This is a genomic window from Agrobacterium sp. LMR679 (genome assembly GCF_027157905.1).
GTDB lineage: Bacteria > Pseudomonadota > Alphaproteobacteria > Rhizobiales > Rhizobiaceae > Agrobacterium > Agrobacterium leguminum.
Genome location: NZ_JAPVOJ010000002.1, coordinates 1,939,787 through 1,958,117, shown reverse-complemented (window position 1 = coordinate 1,958,117; position 18,331 = coordinate 1,939,787). Strand labels below are relative to the sequence as shown.

The 18,331-nt window shown below is 61.1% G+C and carries 18 protein-coding genes and 1 pseudogene; 7 read left to right on the top strand and 12 right to left on the bottom strand.

The window, feature by feature from the left end; all coding sequences use genetic code 11:
* Window positions 1-56 precede the first annotated feature (56 nt).
* Window positions 57-407 carry an Atu4866 domain-containing protein gene (locus O3W47_RS20175; RefSeq protein WP_127756208.1) on the bottom strand — a complete coding sequence of 117 codons (351 nt, stop codon included), beginning with the start codon at window positions 405-407 and terminating at the stop codon, window positions 57-59.
* 12 nt (window positions 408-419) lie between these two features.
* Complete coding sequence (locus O3W47_RS20170; protein WP_137003041.1) at window positions 420-1,142, bottom strand: SDR family oxidoreductase; 723 nt, start codon at window positions 1,140-1,142, stop codon at window positions 420-422.
* Window positions 1,143-1,263: 121 nt separating this feature from the next.
* Between O3W47_RS20170 and O3W47_RS20165 the strand changes: the two genes are divergently transcribed.
* On the top strand, window positions 1,264-2,160 hold the full coding sequence (locus tag O3W47_RS20165; RefSeq protein ID WP_269314465.1) for a LysR family transcriptional regulator: 897 nt from the start codon (window positions 1,264-1,266) through the stop codon (window positions 2,158-2,160).
* A 40-nt stretch (window positions 2,161-2,200) separates the two neighbouring features.
* Here O3W47_RS20165 and O3W47_RS20160 read toward each other — a convergent pair whose 3' ends face one another.
* From O3W47_RS20160 to O3W47_RS20150, 3 genes are all read right to left on the bottom strand, one after another.
* A complete protein-coding gene (locus O3W47_RS20160; protein ID WP_137452236.1) occupies window positions 2,201-2,980 on the bottom strand; it encodes a VOC family protein in 780 nt (259 codons plus the stop codon).
* Window positions 2,981-3,079: 99 nt separating this feature from the next.
* Window positions 3,080-3,574, bottom strand: a complete 495-nt coding sequence (locus O3W47_RS20155; RefSeq protein WP_080817446.1) for a DUF1579 domain-containing protein — start codon at window positions 3,572-3,574, stop codon at window positions 3,080-3,082.
* 27 nt (window positions 3,575-3,601) lie between these two features.
* Complete coding sequence (locus O3W47_RS20150) at window positions 3,602-4,330, bottom strand: DUF899 domain-containing protein (protein ID WP_262534933.1); 729 nt, start codon at window positions 4,328-4,330, stop codon at window positions 3,602-3,604.
* Window positions 4,331-4,479: 149 nt separating this feature from the next.
* Between O3W47_RS20150 and O3W47_RS20145 the strand changes: the two genes are divergently transcribed.
* The 3 genes from O3W47_RS20145 (at window position 4,480) to O3W47_RS20135 (ending at window position 7,350) form a co-directional block, all read left to right on the top strand.
* Window positions 4,480-4,926, top strand: a complete 447-nt coding sequence (locus O3W47_RS20145; RefSeq protein ID WP_269314464.1) for a MarR family winged helix-turn-helix transcriptional regulator — start codon at window positions 4,480-4,482, stop codon at window positions 4,924-4,926.
* A 102-nt stretch (window positions 4,927-5,028) separates the two neighbouring features.
* Window positions 5,029-5,451 carry a YciI family protein gene (locus O3W47_RS20140; RefSeq protein ID WP_080818783.1) on the top strand — a complete coding sequence of 141 codons (423 nt, stop codon included), beginning with the start codon at window positions 5,029-5,031 and terminating at the stop codon, window positions 5,449-5,451.
* A 384-nt stretch (window positions 5,452-5,835) separates the two neighbouring features.
* A complete protein-coding gene (locus O3W47_RS20135; protein ID WP_269314463.1) occupies window positions 5,836-7,350 on the top strand; it encodes an ABC-F family ATP-binding cassette domain-containing protein in 1,515 nt (504 codons plus the stop codon).
* 23 nt (window positions 7,351-7,373) lie between these two features.
* Here the strand turns inward: O3W47_RS20135 and O3W47_RS20130 are convergent, their stop codons facing one another.
* The 3 genes from O3W47_RS20130 to O3W47_RS20120 form a co-directional block, all read right to left on the bottom strand.
* Window positions 7,374-8,135 (bottom strand): RES family NAD+ phosphorylase, encoded by a 762-nt coding sequence (locus tag O3W47_RS20130; RefSeq protein WP_059754004.1) that lies wholly within the window; start codon window positions 8,133-8,135, stop codon window positions 7,374-7,376.
* The gene (locus tag O3W47_RS20125; RefSeq protein ID WP_003522231.1) at window positions 8,095-8,478 is read right to left on the bottom strand and encodes an MbcA/ParS/Xre antitoxin family protein; all 384 of its coding nucleotides are present in this window, start codon (window positions 8,476-8,478) and stop codon (window positions 8,095-8,097) included. Before O3W47_RS20125 ends, O3W47_RS20130 begins: the two co-directional genes overlap by 41 nt.
* 108 nt (window positions 8,479-8,586) lie before the next feature.
* Window positions 8,587-9,009 (bottom strand): organic hydroperoxide resistance protein, encoded by a 423-nt coding sequence (locus O3W47_RS20120; protein WP_003509379.1) that lies wholly within the window; start codon window positions 9,007-9,009, stop codon window positions 8,587-8,589.
* A 192-nt stretch (window positions 9,010-9,201) separates the two neighbouring features.
* Between O3W47_RS20120 and O3W47_RS20115 the strand changes: the two genes are divergently transcribed.
* Window positions 9,202-9,660: a MarR family winged helix-turn-helix transcriptional regulator gene (locus O3W47_RS20115; protein WP_020009598.1), complete on the top strand. Its 459-nt coding sequence runs from the start codon at window positions 9,202-9,204 to the stop codon at window positions 9,658-9,660.
* Between the two features lie 197 nt (window positions 9,661-9,857).
* On the opposite strand, the gene O3W47_RS20110 is transcribed toward O3W47_RS20115, so the two are convergent.
* Window positions 9,858-10,583 carry a L,D-transpeptidase gene (locus O3W47_RS20110; protein ID WP_065654265.1) on the bottom strand — a complete coding sequence of 242 codons (726 nt, stop codon included), beginning with the start codon at window positions 10,581-10,583 and terminating at the stop codon, window positions 9,858-9,860.
* A gap of 155 nt (window positions 10,584-10,738) precedes the next feature.
* The gene (locus tag O3W47_RS20105; RefSeq protein ID WP_137003037.1) at window positions 10,739-11,647 is read right to left on the bottom strand and encodes a L,D-transpeptidase; all 909 of its coding nucleotides are present in this window, start codon (window positions 11,645-11,647) and stop codon (window positions 10,739-10,741) included.
* Between the two features lie 167 nt (window positions 11,648-11,814).
* Between O3W47_RS20105 and O3W47_RS20100 the strand changes: the two are divergent.
* A pseudogene (locus O3W47_RS20100) lies at window positions 11,815-14,545 on the top strand (heavy metal translocating P-type ATPase).
* Between the two features lie 153 nt (window positions 14,546-14,698).
* The gene (locus tag O3W47_RS20095; RefSeq protein ID WP_020812494.1) at window positions 14,699-15,481 is read left to right on the top strand and encodes a glycosyltransferase family 32 protein; all 783 of its coding nucleotides are present in this window, start codon (window positions 14,699-14,701) and stop codon (window positions 15,479-15,481) included.
* 85 nt (window positions 15,482-15,566) lie between these two features.
* Here the strand turns inward: O3W47_RS20095 and O3W47_RS20090 are convergent, their stop codons facing one another.
* On the bottom strand, window positions 15,567-16,532 hold the full coding sequence (locus O3W47_RS20090; protein WP_269314462.1) for an alpha/beta hydrolase family protein: 966 nt from the start codon (window positions 16,530-16,532) through the stop codon (window positions 15,567-15,569).
* A gap of 172 nt (window positions 16,533-16,704) precedes the next feature.
* Window positions 16,705-18,330 (bottom strand): cisplatin damage response ATP-dependent DNA ligase, encoded by a 1,626-nt coding sequence (locus O3W47_RS20085; RefSeq protein ID WP_269314461.1) that lies wholly within the window; start codon window positions 18,328-18,330, stop codon window positions 16,705-16,707.
* Window position 18,331 lies beyond the last annotated feature (1 nt).

The window sequence follows — 18,331 nt, the reverse complement described above, 5'->3', positions numbered from 1 at the left end:
AACAGATACGCCGCCCACCCTCGATGGGGCGGGCGGCGCTTGATTGGCGTCAAGGCTTACTTCTGGCGATAGAAGATCATGCCGCCGTGATAAAGCACATCGTCGACGAATTCGCCGTCGGCGGTGAAGCCGGTGTCGTCCCAATAGTCGATATGGTTTCCCCTCACCTCATACCGTCCCTGATAGGCGCTTTTGCGGTTGCCCCGCGCCTCGTCATACCGGCCATTCGGCAGAAGTTCCTGGCGAATGTGGCCATCGCCTGTGACCCACATGCCGATATAGGGGTGGTTCCGGGTTTGAACCGTTTCGGTCATATTCACGTCCATGGCGTTGCTCGCTTTGCGGGAACCCGTATCGGCGGAAGCCGTTGCAAGCAGAAGCGCAACGGATGTCGAAACAATGTTCATTGCCAATCCTCCTTAAGCCGCGGTCGGACGGACGACGATTTCATTGACGTCCACATTGTCGGGCTGCTCGATGGCGTAACGCACCGCGCGGCCGATGGCGTCGGGCTTCAGGGCGATGGCCCGATAGGTCTGCATCAGTTCCGCGGCGGCGGGATCGGTGATGGTGTGGGCAAGTTCGCTTTCCACCACGCCGGGGTGAATGCAGGTGACCCGCAGGTCGCGGTTTTCCTGCCGCAGCCCGTCCGAAATCGCCCGCACCGCAAATTTCGTCGCGCAATAGACGGCAGCCGTAGGCGAAACGGCGAGCGCACCGATGGAGGCGATGTTGATGATATGGCCGGAAGCGCGGGCGGTCATCTCGGGCAGAACGGCGGCGACGCCATAAAGCACGCCCTTGATGTTGACGTCGATCATGCGGTCCCATTCATCGACCTTCAGGGACGACATCAGCGACAGCGGCATGATGCCGGCATTGTTGACGATGACGTCGACCTGCCCGAACGCCTTGCGCCCTGCCTCCGCAAAGGCCTCGACGCTCTGTCTGTCGGTCACGTTCAGCGGCTGGATGACGACCTCGGCGCCCTTCCCGCGCAATTCTTCGGCAAGCGCCTGCAAGCGGTCCATGCGGCGCGCGCCCAGCACCAGCTTCGCCCCGGCGGCGGCCAGTTCCCTTGCGATACCCTCACCGATCCCGCTCGATGCACCTGTGATGAGAACGACTTTGTTCAATGTCATGGCTTTCTCCTTGGTGTTACGGCCGGCTTTTCTGGAAGCGACCGTTGCGGAGAAGATAAAGCTTGGGCATTGTCGTGATAACCGCCTCAATCATAACCTCAATGGGTAGAATTTCTAACCAATGAACATCGATCTCAACGCGCTTTCGACATTCTGCATGGTTGCCGAGGAACGCAACTTCCGCGCCGTTGCCGACAGGCTCGGCGTAACCCGCTCCGCCGTCAGCCAGACCATCCGCAAACTTGAAGAGACAATGGGAATAGCGCTGGTGCAACGCACGACGCGCAGCGTCAGCCTGACGGAAGCGGGACAGCAGCTTTATGCGGATGTGTCGCCATCCATCGGCAATCTTGTTGCGGCTGCCAATGCCGCATCGTCCCTGAGCGGCGCCGTGCGCGGGCAGTTGCGGCTTGCGGTTTCCTCGATAGCCGAGCGCTTTTTATCCGGGCCATTGCTTGCGCGCTTTGCGGAAATACATCCCGAAGTGCAGCTCGATATCGTCGTGACGGACGAGGAATTCGATATCGTCGCCGAGCACTACGATGCCGGCGTGCGTCTTGGAGAGCTGATCGCGCAGGACATGATTGCGGTCCCGGTTTCCGCGCCGCAGCGGCAGCTCGCCGTCTGCTCGCCGCACTATCGGGACCGCTTCGGCCTGCCGGCGCAGCCCCGCGAATTGATAGGGCACAGGTGTATCGGCTGGCGACCCCGTCCGGGTGTGGCGCCATACAGGTGGGAATTTGCGGAAAACGGCCGCGAATTCGCGGTGGCGGTGGAACCGGCCTTCACCACCAACGACATGCAGCTGATGATCAAGCTGGCCTGCGCCGGTGCGGGCATCACATTCGGCATGGAAGAAACGTTCCGCCCCTATCTGGAGAGCGGGCAGCTCGTTTCGATGCTGGAAGACCACTCCCCGACCTTCGCGGGATTTTATCTCTATTATCCCAACCGTCGCAATCTTGCGCCGAAGCTGCGCGCCTTCATCGATCACGTCCGCCTGTCGAGAGAGCGGTAGTCTGCCGGAGCGAGCCCCGGCAGACCGTTAGAAAACAGGGCTATTTCCTCTGCGAAACCAGCGAGAAATAAGCGCCCTGCGGATCGACGCAATTGACGATCCAGCTTCCGCCGGGAACCTCCATCGGACCGTTGACGACCTTGCCGCCACCGGTGCTGACGCGGGTGATAGCTTCATCGATACCGTCCACATTGAAGTAATAACCCCAGTGACAGACGGGGACCTGCGGCATGCGTTTCATCATGCCGCCGACGGCCTTGCCCCTGTAGGCGAAGATGCGGTACGGGCCCATGTCGCCCATGTCGAAATCATGGTCCTTGGTCCAGCCGAAAACATCGCCGTAAAAGGCCATGGCCTCGTCGACATTATCGGTGAAGAGCTCGTGCCAGCCGACATGGCCCTGCTTTTCCTGCATATCCTCCGGGAAGCCGCCTGTTTCCATCGGCTGCGGCGTCATGATGCAGAGCACCGCACCGAAGGGATCGGCGACCACGGCGAAGCGGCCGATTTCGGGAATATCCTGCGGCGGACGTCTGACCGCACCGCCCTTTTCAGCGAATTGTTTCGCCGTCGCGTCCACATCGTCGACATCGACATAGGCGGTCCAGTTCGGGGGAATGCCCTGGCCCTTGTGCTCGTCGGTCAGCTCCATGACGCCGCCCATGCCCTTGCCATCGGCCTCCAGCACCAGATAGGGCATTTCCGGCGAGCCGAAATCCTTGGTCTGCCAGCCGACGACATGACCATAAAAGCGGGCTGCCGCTTCCATGTCGGGCGTCATCAGCTCGACCCAGATGAATTTTCCATGTGTATCGGACATTGTCGTCTCCTATGGAGGGTTTGGCGGGTGTGTTTCGGCAAGCGCCCGCCGCAGGATGCGGCGGCGCCGGTGGTTTTCGGGTGAAATTTTCGCAGGACCTCAGGCCTTACGGCGGAATTCCGATGTCATGAAGGTTTTGAATGTGCCGTCCGGCTGCCTGACGCTGCCGGAAAAGCTGCGGTGATTGTCGTCATGCAGCACCAGCACGTCGTGATAGGTAGCGGTGCCGCCGGAACCGTCGAAGGCGGGGCCTTCCGCTTCCAGCGTCAGGGTCTTGCCGTCCTCTTCCAGCCAGCCCTTGTAGACCCAGAGATTGGTCATCATCGACCCCACCCAGGTGCCGACGAAATTGCCCTTGGCCGGGTCGAAACCGACCGTGATCACAGCCGTCATATCCGTGCCGTCAGGCATCTTGCCGGTGCCGTTGCCGATGATCCACAAGCCGCCGACGGAGCGGACGGTCTCGGTGAATTGCTGCGACGGGTCGTCGGCATTGTAGTCCTCATGGCCGGAACTGGAGGTCATGACCCAGTCTCCGACGATCCTTTTCAGGAACTCATGTTCCTTCTGCGGCTTGGCGATTTCCATTTCCATTGTTGTTTCCTCCTCATTCGTCAGTTTTCAGTGGCAGCAGGCTGCCGCCTTCGGCGCGTCCTCATACTGGTCGTGGCGGCGCACCCAATCCATTACCTCCTCCTCGTTACGGCCTTTTGGCACCAGATCGAGCAGCATCAGCGTGCCGAGCGTCTGTTCCGCGCCGCGGGCGTAAGTGGAATAGGTGTGGTAAATCTTGCCGTCATCGCCCTTGGCGAAAACGCTGATGCCGTGCAGGTCCTTCAGGTCGCCATAGGGCGCCATGTCACGGTAATTATAGGTGATTTCACCTTTGGCCATGTCCTCGTCGCGGAAGGAGGCCTGATAATCGTAGTTGAAATCGCTGCTTTCGGCCGAAACCCACGGGAATTTCCAGCCCATGCGGTTCCTGTAGTTTTCGATCTTCTCAAGCGGCGCGCGCGACACGGCAACGAAGCCCGCATCGCCATGCTTGAGGTGGATCAGCGCGCCATCGACATGATCGGCAAAGAATGAGCAACCGACGCAGCCCTCCTCCCAGTCCGGCGCCAGCATGAAGTGATAGACGATGAGCTGGCTGCAGGTGCCGAACAGTTCTTTCAGCGATTTGGGGCCGGAAGGGGCATCGAAGATATAATCCTTCGTCACTTCTTCCCAGGGCAGCGCACGCCGGGCCTCGTTCAGCCTGTCGCGGGCGCGGGTCATTTCCTTTTCCTTCACCAGCAGATCGCGGCGGGCCGCAAGCCACTCCTCTTTCGAAACGACGGGATGAGACATGATCTTTCCTCCTTGGATCCGTCTTTCACCACGGCGCCGCCCCGCTTTTACGGTGGGCACCGGCTATTTCTGTGCTGAAAGTCAATAAACAGTCTGCGGGGCATCAAGTTCCGCTTGACTAATTAGGTTGATATCAACATATTTATCTTATGTCAAACGCCAGCGCGATTCCTTTTTCGACAACTCTTTTCGTGCGGGATGCCTGTCTGTGCCTGCATGCGCAGCGCGCCGCACGGGCTTTGGCGCGGTTGTTCGACAATGCGCTGAAGCCGGTCGGCATTACCAATGGACAATTTTCGCTGCTGATGTCGCTCAACCGGCCCGAGCCGCCGCCGATGGGACCGGTCGCCAATCTTCTGGCCATGGACCGCACGACGCTGACGGCGGCGCTGAAGCCGCTGGAGCGGCGCGGGCTGGTCAGCATCGAGCAGGACCCGAAGGACAAGCGCGGCAAGCGGCTGCGGCTGACGGCGGACGGCATGGCATTGCTCGCCGCCGCCTTCCCCATCTGGGAACAGACCCATGCCGAAATCGAAGCCCGCATCGGCAGCGGCGACCCCGACCGGCTGCGCCGTGACCTTATCGACCTCGGCTGACAGGATTGACGGCATGACGCCACTTTTGTCGGCGACAATGTCATCCGGCCGTCGTGCCGGGGAGCGAAACTACGAAGAAAGCGCAATCAAGGAGGAATGATCATGCGTGCAATCGTTTTTGTAAAAGCCACCAAAAGCAGCGAAGACGGCGTCATGCCCACGACCGAGCTGATCGAGGCGATGGGGAAATACAATGAAGAGCTGGTCAATGCCGGCATCATGCAATCCGGCGACGGCCTGCACCCCTCTTCCAGGGGCAAGAGGGTTGTGTTCGACGGTGACAGCCGCACGGTGATCGACGGCCCCTTCCCGCACACCAACGAGCTGGTCGCCGGCTTCTGGATCTGGACTGTGAAGGACATGGACGAGGCCGTGGCCTGGGTGAAGCGCTGCCCGAACCCGATGCTGGAGCGCAGCGAAATCGAAATCCGCCCGATGTTTGAAATGGAAGACTTCGGCGACGCCGTAACGCCGGAAATCGCCGCGCATGTGGAAGAACTGCGCGCGCGTGTCGCGAAGCAATAAAGGCCGCTCAGGCGAGCGCCGGATTAGAATGGGAGGGTGCGGGCTTGCCGCATTCTTCCGCCCCGCCTGCCGTTGCAAAAGCCGTTGCCTCGAACAATCGCCGCTGTTAATGGTGAAGCGGTTCAACCCGTTTCAAGAAAGGAGGCTTCGCATGGATATTTCCTGCTTCTGGCGCAATCGTCAGCTCTGCCACCTTTTTGCCCTGCAGACACGTTTGCAGGGCTGACCGGAACACCAACACTCTGGTTTGCCCAAAAGGCCGCGCAGAATGCAGCTTGTCTGCCGTTGCGCATGTTTTCACGACGGATCACCCCGAACCGAAACCCCGTACTGCCTGTAGCAGACCACGGTTCGTCACGGGTCCGTCTTGCCAGAGACGACTTCATGACCATCATCACGCTTCGAAACCTCGGAATCATTCTGGGCAAGCCGCTTTTTTCCAATCTCAGCCTCACGGTGAATGCGGGAGACCGCATCGGCATCGTCGCCGCCAATGGCTGCGGCAAATCCACCCTTCTCCATTGCCTTTCCGGGGACATGGAGCCCACCAGCGGCGATATCACCCGGCTGCGCGGGCTGACGCAGTCCATCGTCCACCAGCATCTGCCCGCCCCGCTGATGGACCGGACGATGCGGGACGCCGTGCTTTCCGCCCTGCCGGCGGACACGATCGACAGCGAGAGCTGGCGTGCCGACATTATTTTCGACGCCATGCTGGTGCCGGAGCCGTTCCGCGAGCGCCGCCTGAAAGAGCTGAGCGGCGGCTGGCAGAGGCTTGCCATGCTGGCGCGGGCGTGGATCACCGAGCCGGATGTGCTGCTGCTCGACGAGCCGACCAACCATCTCGACCTCGAAAAGATCAATGTGCTGGAAAACTGGCTCGGTGAATTGCCGCGCGATACGGCTGTCATCATCGTCAGCCATGACCGCGCCTTTCTCGACAATGTCACCAGGAGCACGCTGTTCCTGCGGCCTGAAAATTCGGCGCTGTTCCGGTTGCCCTATGGCCATGCACGGGCGGTGCTGGAAGAAGAGGATGCCGCCGATGAGCGGCGTTTCCAGCGCGACATGAAAACCGCCCAGCAATTGCGCCGGCAGGCCGCCAAGCTCAACAATATCGGCATCAATTCCGGCAGCGATCTTCTGACCGTCAAGACCAAGCAGTTGCGTGAGCGTGCGGAAAAGATCGAGGAGAAGGCGCGGCCCGCCCATATCGAGCGATCCGCCGGCAAGATCCAGCTCGCCAATCGCGGCACCCATGCCAGGGTTCTGGTCACTCTGGAAGATGCGCCGGTCTCGACGCCGGACGGAACGGTGCTGTTTCGCACCGGCCGGCAATTTGTCCGTCAGGGGGACCGCATCGTCATTCTCGGCCGCAACGGCGTCGGCAAGACACGGCTGATGTCGCTTCTGCAGGCGGCCGTATCGGGCGCGGGCCAGATACAGGACGGCATCAAGGCCACGCCCTCGCTGGTGGCCGGATATGTCGACCAGTCGCTCGCCGAGATCGATGATGACAGCACGCCCGTTTCACTGCTGTCCCGCCGCTTCGACATTGGCGACCAGCTCATCCACGGCCTGCTTGCGGGCGCCGGGATCGACATGGAAATGCAGAAACGCCGCATCGCCGCCCTTTCCGGTGGGCAGAAGGCCCGGCTTGCCATGCTGGCGCTGCGGCTGGCGGAGCCGAATTTCTACCTGCTGGACGAGCCCACCAACCATCTGGATATTGAGGGGCAGGAAGCGCTGGAGACGGAAATCATCAGCCGCGAAGCCAGCTGCGTGTTCGTCTCGCATGACAGGAGTTTCGTGCGGGCTGTCGGAACCCGCTTCTGGCTGATCGACAAGCGCAGGCTGGTGGAAGTCGACGATCCGGAAGGGTTTTTCGCCTCGGCCTGATGGTCTTGAAAAGCAAACGCCCGTCAGCCCAAAAGGCTGGCGAGGCGTGGATCGCCGGCGAAATCCAAAACTGCAAAACCCGTTCTGCGCATCGGAAATTCGCAGAGCGCCTGCACCCCTGTTTTCGACAGGTGGATACGCCAGCTCATCCGTTCCACCGGTGTCTTCGCGGCAAAAGCCTTCGGCGACAGAACCGCGATGTTGAGGCCGCCGGCGGGGTCGCGTACCGAGCGATAGAGGATAGCCTCGATCTTCGCCAGACGCGCCTGATCGGCCAGCGCCTGGCATGGCTCGTAATTCTGCAGATCGGTCCACAGGCGAGCATCCCGGCTCAGTTCCGGTTTCGTCAGGTTGAGCGCCGCATCGGTGGCGATACGGGCGGCGAAGGCGGAATAGTCGGCGGGATTGGCGGGCAGCGGCGTGCCCGGCGACTCAGCATAAAACAGCAGCCGGTAAAAGGCCATTTCGGCGAGCGCCGTCTCCACCTTCTGGGCGGCGTAATAAACGCCTTCGGTATAGCCCGCGCGGCGGAAGCGCGAACCATGCGGATAGGCGGCTCCATATCGGAAGGGCGTGGCGAGAAGATAGTCGAAACCGGCGCATTCCGGTGGAAACGGCCGCTTGCTCGTCTCCAGAATATCTTCCAGCAGCGATTGCTCCTCCACCGTATCCACCAGTTTCATGGTGGAAACCTGATGCTGCGCTTCCACCAGCCGCCAGTATTTTCCCGATACGGCGCGTTTTTCAGACAGGAGCGCGTCGGGCGTCCAGATAGGAGAGGACATCGATCAATCCGGTAATGGTGGTCAGTTTGTCGGCAGGCACGGCGTTCAGCGCGACATTGTGATTGCGCAGCCAGTTTTTCGCCACGGCCTCATCGCCGCCGGCAATCGCATCCAGCGAGCGGAAAACCCGGATCAGCAGCACCGCAAGCTCGAAGGATTTGGCGCCCGGCTCCAGCAGGAAATCGAGCCGTTTCATGCGCGACACGGTGGGGGCCGAAACGCCGAGAATATCGGCCGTGCGTGCGGCATTCAGGCCCAGCCGCTCGGCGGCGGCGATAACGGCCTTGGTGACGACCCTGCCCTGCGAGGCGGGATCCATGGCGCTCCTGGCGTGAATATTCATGGCGCATATCCTTTCCTTGGAAAGAATATAGCATTTTTCTTTCTGAAAACAAGAAGGCCGGGATGAACCCGGCCTCATTGTTCAGATAGCTTGCTCACGCGAATTGGATCAGGCCACCGAGACCGGCACTTCCGTGGAGGTGCGCATGGCGTGGCTGTACGGGCAGACGATGTGAGCGGCGGCAACCAGCTTTTCGGCGACTTCGCGCTCGACGCCCGGAATATTGGCCTTCAGCGACACTTCGATGCCGAAGCCGCCGCCATCTTCGCGCGGGCCGATGCCAACGGTTGCCGTCACAGTCGTGTCTTCAGGAATCTTTACCTTTTCCTTGCCGGCGACAAATTTCAGCGCGCCCAGGAAGCAGGCGGAATAACCGGCTGCGAAAAGCTGCTCCGGATTGGTGCCACGGGCGCCATCGCCGCCCAGCTCCTTCGGAACGGTCAGCGTCACGTCGAGAACGCCGTCTTCCGACTTGGCGTTGCCGGCGCGGCCACCGGTGGCGGATGCTTTGGTCGTGTAGAGAATGGGCATGACATTTACTCCTTCGGGTTGGTGTTGGGCATCTTATAACGCACAATTAAATTGTGCGCAATATAGTTTTGCACATTGAATGAAATTTTGTTTTTTGCGATAATTTTCACGAAATTTCGCCGCGCATCCATGCGGCAGGAACCGAAAGCGGGGGCTGATTGTTCCCTTCCCGGTTGATTTTGGAGCAGGAAAATGGACGCAGAGGGCGACGAGAAGAAGATGGAAAGCCTGTTGAGGCTGGACCAGCAGATATGTTTTGCCCTTTATGGCGCGGCACACGCCTTCACGCGCGCCTATAAGCCGCTGCTCGACCCGATTGGGCTGACCTATCCGCAATATCTGGTGATGATGGCGCTGTGGGAAAAGGAGACATCCACCGTCAAGGCGCTCGGCGAAATGCTGGGCCTCGATTCGGGCACGCTGTCGCCGTTGCTGAAAAGGCTCGAACATGCGGGGCTGATTACCCGCAAGCGCGGCACGGTGGATGAGCGGCAGGTGCTGGTGGCCCTGACGCCGAAGGGCGCGAACCTCAAGAAAGAGGGCGTGAAGATCATGGCGGCAATCGGCAGCGCCACCGGCTGCGGGCTGGAGGAGCTGGTGCAGATTCGCGACCGGGTGAATGCGCTGAAGGACAGTCTCAGCCGTCCGTAACCCTCCGGCAAGTCACAAGGGCTGACAATCTCTCTTCCGTCATGCTCGGGCCTGTCCCGAGCATCTGCAACGTATTGATTTAGTGCGACGTGATTAGATCCTCGGGACGAGCCCGAGGATGACGTCGAGTATGGGGACAGGTTTTCCTTAAATTAAAGGCGGCACAGGGCCGCCTTTTTATGCAAAGGAGGCTCGGCTTACTGCCAGACCACCACACGCGCCTTCTGCGGCACGCGGTCGTAAAGATCGATGACGTCCTGGTTCATCAGGCGCACGCAGCCGGAAGAGACGGCCTTGCCGATGGAGTTCCATTCCGGCGAACCGTGCAGGCGGTAGAGCGTGTCCTTGCCGTTCTGGAAGATATAAAGGGCGCGTGCGCCGAGCGGGTTCTTCAGGCCCGGCGGCATGCCGCCGTTCTTGGAGGAATATTTGACCAGTTCCGGCTGGCGGGCGACCATTTCGTCCGGCGGGGTCCATTTCGGCCACTTCTGACGCCACTGGATGACGCCCTCGCCCGACCAGGCGAAACCTTCGCGGCCGATGCCGACGCCGTAACGCATGGCGCTGCCGCCCTGCTCCACGACATAAAGGAAGCGCGAGCGCGTATCGACAACCACGGTGCCGGGGCGTTCGCCGGTCGGGTCGACGACCCGCTGGCGATAATAACGGCGGTCGATTTTCTGATAGGGGACGGCGGGAATGACGTAACCGCCATCCTCAACCGAGCCGTACATGACGGCCAGTTCCGCATCGCTGACGCCCGGCGAGAACATCTGCCGGAAATCGCTGCCGATGGCGCTTGCCTGCTGGCGAATGGCGTCTCCCGTGCCCGACGAGGCGCAGCCTGCGAGAAGCGAAGCGGAGGAGATGCCGAGAAGGGAAAGGAAGGTGCGTCTGGAAAGATCTGTGTCGGTGCTTGTCATAAGGCCGGTTTGTCCCACATTTCGAACGGCTATATCGCCGTTGTACGTCATTTGTTCCGTGTCATGCGTATTGCGAAAATAGTTAACCGACCGCTAAAAGCCAGTCACAAGGCGCTGGCGGAATGGGTCCAATATCTCTTTCTTTTAGAACGTGTTCAGATAACCACAATCTGCGCCCCTTGCGGCACACGCTCGTAGAGATCGATCACATCCTGATTGAGCATGCGCACGCAGCCGGAGGACGTCGCCTTGCCGACGGATTGCCAGTCCGGCGTGCCATGCACGCGGTAAAGCGTGTCCTTGCCATCCTTGAAGATATAAAGCGCACGCGCGCCGAGCGGGTTGTTGAGACCGGGCGTCATGCCGCCATTGGCGGCGGAGATGGAGGCGAGTTCCGGCTGGCGCTTGACCATTTCATCGGGCGGCGTCCAGCGCGGCCATTTCGCCTTCCACTGGATCTTGCCGCGGCCCGACCAGGCATAACCGTCGCGCCCAAGGCCAACGCCGTAACGGATCGCCTTGCCGCCGGACTGCACGAGATAGAGAAAATGCTGTCTGGTATCGACGATAATGGTGCCGGGGGCTTCCGCCGTCTGGTAGCTCACTTCCTGCCTGAGATAACGCGGATCGATGCGGCCATAGGGAATGGCCGGCAGCGAGCGGTCCTCATCGCGGATCGGGCCATACATGACCCGGTGCAGCGGATTGGAGACCGGCAGGCCATAGGCCATCGCCTGACCCTGCGGCTGCGGCGCGTTAGAACCCTGCACCTGCGGGGCTTGCAGACCCTGCCCGCGCACCGGCGGACCGTATTCCTGATGGAAGCGGGTTCTGAACAGATCCGGCGGGCGCGTCGAAAGCTGGCCCGGCTGCGGCGGCAGTTCCGGCTGGCGATTGGAGCTGACGGAGTTGAAATTGAACACCGGCGCCGTTTCCCTGACGAAGACATCCGGGTCCATCCGGGTCGTATCCGTCACGAAAAGGCAGCCGCTCATGAGAGGCAGCAGGGCGAGCCCCGCCAGAGAGGCCGCCCGGCGACCGTTTTTCAAAAGGAGTGCTATCATCTGAACCGCTTCATGGAATCCAATCTGCCGGCATGATGAACCGTGCGGCTGGCGCGAAGCTGGCGTCGGTTTTTCAAAAAAAATCGAAAAACCGCATTTTTCCTCTTGAAGCTCTAGTTGCTAGAGGTGCCAGATTGGCTGTCGACTGGAATTCAGGAGCGGAAACCATGAATATTTCGACAGGCATAAACATCAAGGGCAAAGACGACGAGCAACTGACCTTCTCCGTTGGCGGCATGGATTGCGGCAGCTGCGCGGCGAAAATCGAAACCGCGCTTTCCCGCCTGCCGGGCGTTGCCGACGTCAAGGTTTCCGTTGCGCGCGAAAGGCTGAACCTTTCGCTCGCCGAAAGCAAAACCTCGGTCGAAAAAATCGAAGACACGCTGCGCAAGCTCGGATTCAAACCCGCTTTGCTGCCGCAGGAAAAAGTCTCCCGCGCAAAAGTCGAGGCGGATCGTCACGGCCACGACCATGATGATCACGATCATTCGTCCTGCGGCGGCCACCATGCCGATACCGGAACGAGCGCCGACAACAGCAATGCGCTGACCTTTTCGGTCGGCGGCATGGATTGCGGCAGCTGTGCGGCCAAGATCGAGACCGCGCTCTCCCGCCTGCCCGGCGTTGCCGACGTCAAGGTTTCCGTTGCACGCGAAAGGCTGAACCTTTCGCTGGCCGAGAGCAAAACCCCGGTCGAAAAAATCGAGGACACGCTGCGCAAGCTCGGTTTCAAACCAGCCCTGCTGCCGCAGGAAAAGACCGCGCGCGAAAAAGTCGCGGATCACTCACGACCATGACCATGGGTCGTGCAGTGGCCATCACCACGACCATGACCATGCGCACGATCATTCCGGACATGACCATTCCGGGCACGAGCACCATTCCTGCGACGGGCATGACCATAGTGACCACGACCATTCCAAACATGACCATTCCGGTCACGACCACGCAAAACATTCACATGGTTCCGCACCCGTGGCCGCAGCCCAGAGCGCGGAAGTGGGACATGCCCATGGCGCGGATGAAAAAGGCGCGTGGTGGCGCACCGCAAAGGCGCGCAACACCTTCACCGGCACCGTTCTCGTCGCCATCGCCTATGCAGCGGAACTGAGCTTCCCGGCATGGGGCGGTTACGCCTTCATCATCGCCACGCTTGTCACGCTGTTCCCGATCGCGAAGAACGCCTTCAACGCCGCCCGTTTCGGCGCGGTCTTCACCATCGAAATGCTGATGACGATTGCCGCCATCGGCGCGATCATCATCGGCGAGGCGGAAGAGGCGGCCATCGTCGTGCTGCTTTTCTCCATCGGCGAATTGCTGGAAGGTTTCGCGGCTGCCCGCGCCCGCTCGGGCATCAAGGCGCTCGGTTCGCTCCTGCCGAAAACGGCTCTGGTGGAGGAAAACGGCGCGCTGCGACAGGTCGCGGCCGATCAGGTGCGCATCGGCCAGGTGGTCGTGGCGCGTCCCGGCGACCGCATCGCCGCCGATGGCGTTGTCATGGAAGGCCAGTCGAGCGTCGATGAATCGCCGATGACCGGCGAGAGCATTCCCGTCGCCAAGGAAAAGGGCGCACGCGTCTTTGCCGGCTCGATCAACCACGACGGCTCGCTGCGCATCCGCGTCGACCGCGCACCGGAAGACAACACCATTGCCCGCATCATCACGCTCGTCGAGGAAGCGCAGGATGCGCGTGCGCCGACCGAGCGTTTCATCCAGAGCTTCTCGCGTTATTACATGCCGCTGATCGTGGCGATCTCGGTGCTCACCATCATCGTGCCGCCGCTTGTCGGCCTCGGCGACTGGGATACGTGGATTTATCGCGGTCTCGCCCTGCTGCTGATCGGTTGCCCCTGCGCGCTGGTCATTTCGGTTCCCGCCGCCATCGCCTCCAGCCTTTCGGCAGCGGCACGCCATGGCATGCTGGTGAAGGGCGGCGCGGTCATCGAAATGCTGGCGCGCACCGAAACCGTCGCCTTCGACAAGACCGGCACGCTGACGCTCGGCGAACCTGTCGTGACCGACGTGGTGGCGCTTGACGGCAACGACGCAGAGCTGATTGCGCAGGCCGCAACCATCGAGCACGAATCGAGCCATCCGCTCGCCCGCGCCATCGTCAATCATGCCGAAAAGCTGGGCGTGAAGCCCCTGCCCGGCTCCAACATCAAGGCGATTTCCGGTCGCGGCATGCAGGGCAATGTCGGTGGGAAAGACCTGTTCATCGGCGCACCGCGTTTTGCGACGGAGGTCGGCACCCTCTCGAAGGATCTTGCCGACCGTATTTCCGCGCTGGAAAGCGAAGGCAAGACGGTGGCGGTCGTGATGACCGGCGGCGCGGCAAGCGGCCTCTTCGCCATGCGCGATGAGCCGCGCAAGGATGCGGCCGAAGGCGTGAAAGCGCTGAAGGAAATGGGCATTTCCTCGCTGATGCTGTCGGGCGACAATGCCCGCACGGCGCGCGCCATCGGCAACAAGCTGGGCCTTGAGGCGCGCGGTGAACTCTTGCCGCAGAACAAGGTCGAGGAAATCCGCAAGCTTGCCGAAAAGAAGACCGTGGTGATGGTGGGCGATGGCATCAACGATGCGCCGGCCCTTGCGGCGGCCAGCGTCGGCGTCGCCATCGGTTCGGGCACTGACGTGGCGATGGAAGCTGCGGATGCGGCGCTGATGCGCAACAATGTCGGCGACGCCGCCCGCCTGATCGGCCTGTCGCGCGCCACCATGAGCAATATCCGCCAGAACGTGACCATCGCGCTCGGCCTGAAGGCGGTCTTCCTTGTCACCACCGTCACCGGCGTTTCGGGCCTGTGGCTCGCCGTCTTCGCCGATACCGGCGCGACGGTTCTGGTGACCGCCAACGCCATGCGGCTGCTCGGCTATTTCAACCGCAACAAGGGCTGACATTCCATTCGCATGCAAGACGGCCGGGTCTCGTCAATCGAGGCCCGGCCGTCTCATTTACGGCATATTGACAAACTAATTGCGTCCAATAAATACCGCGTACCGCCGTTTCCACGTGCGTGACAATCGATTCCACGCGCAGGAGCGCTGAACTTGGCAAAGCATGGCTATAACCGCATCGCGTACCGCGCGATCAAGATCGGTGGAAACATCGCCAAGGTCATCTTTTCCATCGATTTGTTCATCCGGCCCGGCAGAAGAAAAACGCTTCCGCAATATCAGCCAGCCAGACGCAGCCCGAAATCGGAAAAGGCCATTCCCCGCATCATCTGGCAGACGAATTACTCCAACCGGGTAACGACGCCGATCTATGCGAATTTCCTGTTCAACCGTTGGCTGACGCCGGAATTCGAATATCGCTACCATGATGACGAAGCGTGCCAGACCTATATCGACCGGCATTTTCCCGGACGTTACGCCGACGCCTTCCGTCGCCTGCAGGTGGGCGCCGCCAAGGCGGATTTCTGGCGTATTCTGGTGCTGCTGCAGGAAGGCGGCATCTATCTCGATATCGATTCCAATTTTGCGGCCCGCCCCGAGGATGTGATCGGCCCGCAGGAAGAGGCCGTTTTCATCGCCATGAAAAGCGGCGAGATCACGAATTACTTCATGGCCTCCAGGCCCGGCCACCCGGCGCTCAGGCTGATGGCCGACCGTATTTCCCAGAATATCGAAGACGGAACACTCGCCAGCGTCTATGACATGACCGGCCCGACGGTGGTGCATGCCGTCGTCAAGGAGCTCGGCCTGCCGGTCCGCAATTACCGCGAAATGTGCACCCAGGGGCAGTTCACCAATAAGCGCGCCCAATATGCCGACAAAAAAGACGGCGCATGGTGGGCGGAGCAGGCAAAGACGTCCATCGTCAAGAACTAGGGCATCTGCGGTAAACGTGCGAAGCGGTTTTACCGGACATGCTCCTGAACCTCAGACGTTCCTAGACAGCGGCACAGTTCGCATTTCAGACGAAGGCGTTGAAAAGGCGGATGCTTTCCTCGACCGCATGCGGCACCACGCCGTTATGGGTGCCGGGCAACAGCTTCCTGTCAACCTTGAAGCCGGATGTCAGGGCGCGATCCACGAAAAGCTGGTGATCGGCATCGAAAGGCCGCTCCTCCGTGCCGCGTAGAAGCAGCGCCGGACATTTGAGGCTGGGGCCGAAACAGACGGAGGAGCGCATGATGAATTCGCGCTCGTCGGTCTCGTCGAAACAGATCTCGTCGCTATAGCGGTTGAAATAACGCCAGGAATTGACGCCGGCGGAGATGGGGGCCGCGGCGCGGAACCTGCGGCTCATGGCGGCCAGAAGCGTCAGCGTGCCGCCATTGGAATGGCCGGCGATGAAGAAGCGGTTTCTGTCGATACCGGGAAGGTTTTCCAGATAGGTGGCCGCCGCCAGCGCATCCGCCGTTTCGTCATAGAAACCGGAATAATTGCCGCTCTGGCCGTTTTCACCACGGAAGGACGGCAGAAGCACGACATAGCCCGCTTCCCAATAGGGCTTCATCAGCGCCCAATGGCCGTCTCCGGTGGCGTTGCCGCCATGAAGAAAAAGTACGGCGGGCTTCAGCGTTTTTGACGGCTGGTAATGGGAGAGCCAAGCGACAAGTTCGATGGAGCCATCCGGCCCGCCGGGATAGGTGACCCGTTCCGCCCCGGGCGGCGTGCCGAGCGCCGAGGATTTTTCCGGCGCAGCCATTTTTCGCAAGAGATGGGTGTGGAACCGTTTGCGCGCCTCCGCATAATCCTGCCGCTCCAGCGGCAACACCTCTGGCGCGGCAACGCCCGCTTTCGCGCGCAGCGGCAAAAATGCAGCCGCTGACAGCCCCATGGCGCAGACCAGAAGGCTTCGCCGGGTCAGGCTCGGCAAGACGGTGCCGCTCTCTTCCTGTCCGAAGGCTGAGGAAAGAAAGCGTTTGTTTGCCATATGGTCACCTGAAGGGATGGTTGTAACAGCAGTTCAACACTGCGGCGGGAGGCTGTCCAATCACGGATTCGCGAATGACAACAATGTATTCGCAGCCATCATGGCAATTTCTGGACAGCGTCTTCCCCGTTTCCGTGCCTGCCACGAAGGATGAGGGGGCGGCCAAGGCACCCTACACTTCCACGCCATCGATCATCGCTACCAGCGTCGAAAGCCTGTCCGCCTCCGCCGGCAGCTTGTCAGCACGCAGCCGCGCAATGCGCGGGAAGCGCATGGCAACGCCGGATTTGTGGCGGGTGGAACGGTTGATGCCCTCGAAGGCCACCTCCAGCACGAAGCCGAAATCCGGTGTGGCGCGCACCGCCCGCACCGGGCCGAAACGCTCGACCGTGTTGTCGCGCACGAACTTGTCCAGCACCTCCAGCTCCGCATCGGTGAAGCCGAAATAGGCCTTTCCGACAGGCACCAGCTGCTCGCCATCCTCGCCTTCCGCCCAGACGCCGAAGGTGAAATCGGAGTAATAGCTCGACCTTTTGCCGTGGCCGCGCTGCGCATACATCATCACGGCGTCGATATTATAGGGATCGCGTTTCCACTTGAACCATGGCCCCTTGGCGCGGCCGGCCTGATAGGCGCTGTCGCGGCGCTTGATCATCACGCCCTCGATCACCGGATCGGGAGGGGCGGCGCGCAGCGTGTCGAGTTCCTGCCAGCTGGAAAAGCCGATCAGCGGCGAGAGGTCGAAACGATCATGCGGCGCGTGCTCGATGATATTCGACAGGCGGCCGCGGCGCTCCATGTAGCTTTCGGCGCGAATATCGCTCTCTCCATCGAACAGCAGGTCATAGGCGCGGATGAAGGCTGGATAGTCATCCAGCATCTTCGCTGTCACCGACTTGCGGTTCAGCCGCTGCTGCAGGTCGGAAAAGGTGCGGGTGAGATTGTTGGAGCGCGCTGTGCCGCCGATCAGCAACTCACCATCCATCACGCCTTCGAAATCGATCGCCTCCAGAACATCGGGAAAGGCGCCGGAAATATCGTCGCCGGAGCGGGAGTAGAGTTTTCGCGTGGCGCCTGCGCGGGACAATTGCACGCGAATGCCGTCCCATTTCCATTCGGCGGCGTAATCGGCCGGGTCCAGCGCATCGAGGTCGCCATCCGCCACCGGCGTTGCCAGCATCACCGAGTGGAAGATGGCGGGCGTCGCCAGTACCGGACGATCGGACTTGCCCTCCAGCCAAGCGAAAAGCGGCGTATAGGGCGGCGTCAGCCCGTGCCAGAGGGTCTCGATTTCGGTGATGTCTTTCCCGGCGAAATCCGCCAGCGCCTGCCGTGCCAGCCGGGCCGAAACGCCGATGCGCAGGCTGCCGGTGGCGAGTTTGATGAAAGCGAAACGCGAGGATGTATCGAGCCGGTCGAGAAGATCGCGCACCGCGCCGCGTACCTCCGTGCGGCCGAGTGAATTCATCAGTGTCACGACGTCGCCGAGGCGCGGGTCCTGCGCCTCGGAATCATCCGCTCCGCCGATATTGCCCCAGACCAGCGAAATGGTTTCGGCCAGATCGCCGACATAATCATAGGAGTAACGGAACAGCACCTCGTCCATCCGCTCCAGCACGAGCTCGCGCAGCAGGGCGGGTTTGACGCTTTTCAAGTCCAGCGTGCCGGCAATCGCCGCCAGCCCGTAGCCTCGGTCTGGATCGGGCGTATCGCGGAAATAATCTGTCAGCAGCTTCAGTTTGCCGTTGCGCGAAGGGGTGAGAACGAGGCGGTCGAGCAGCGTGGCGAAGGCTTTCATC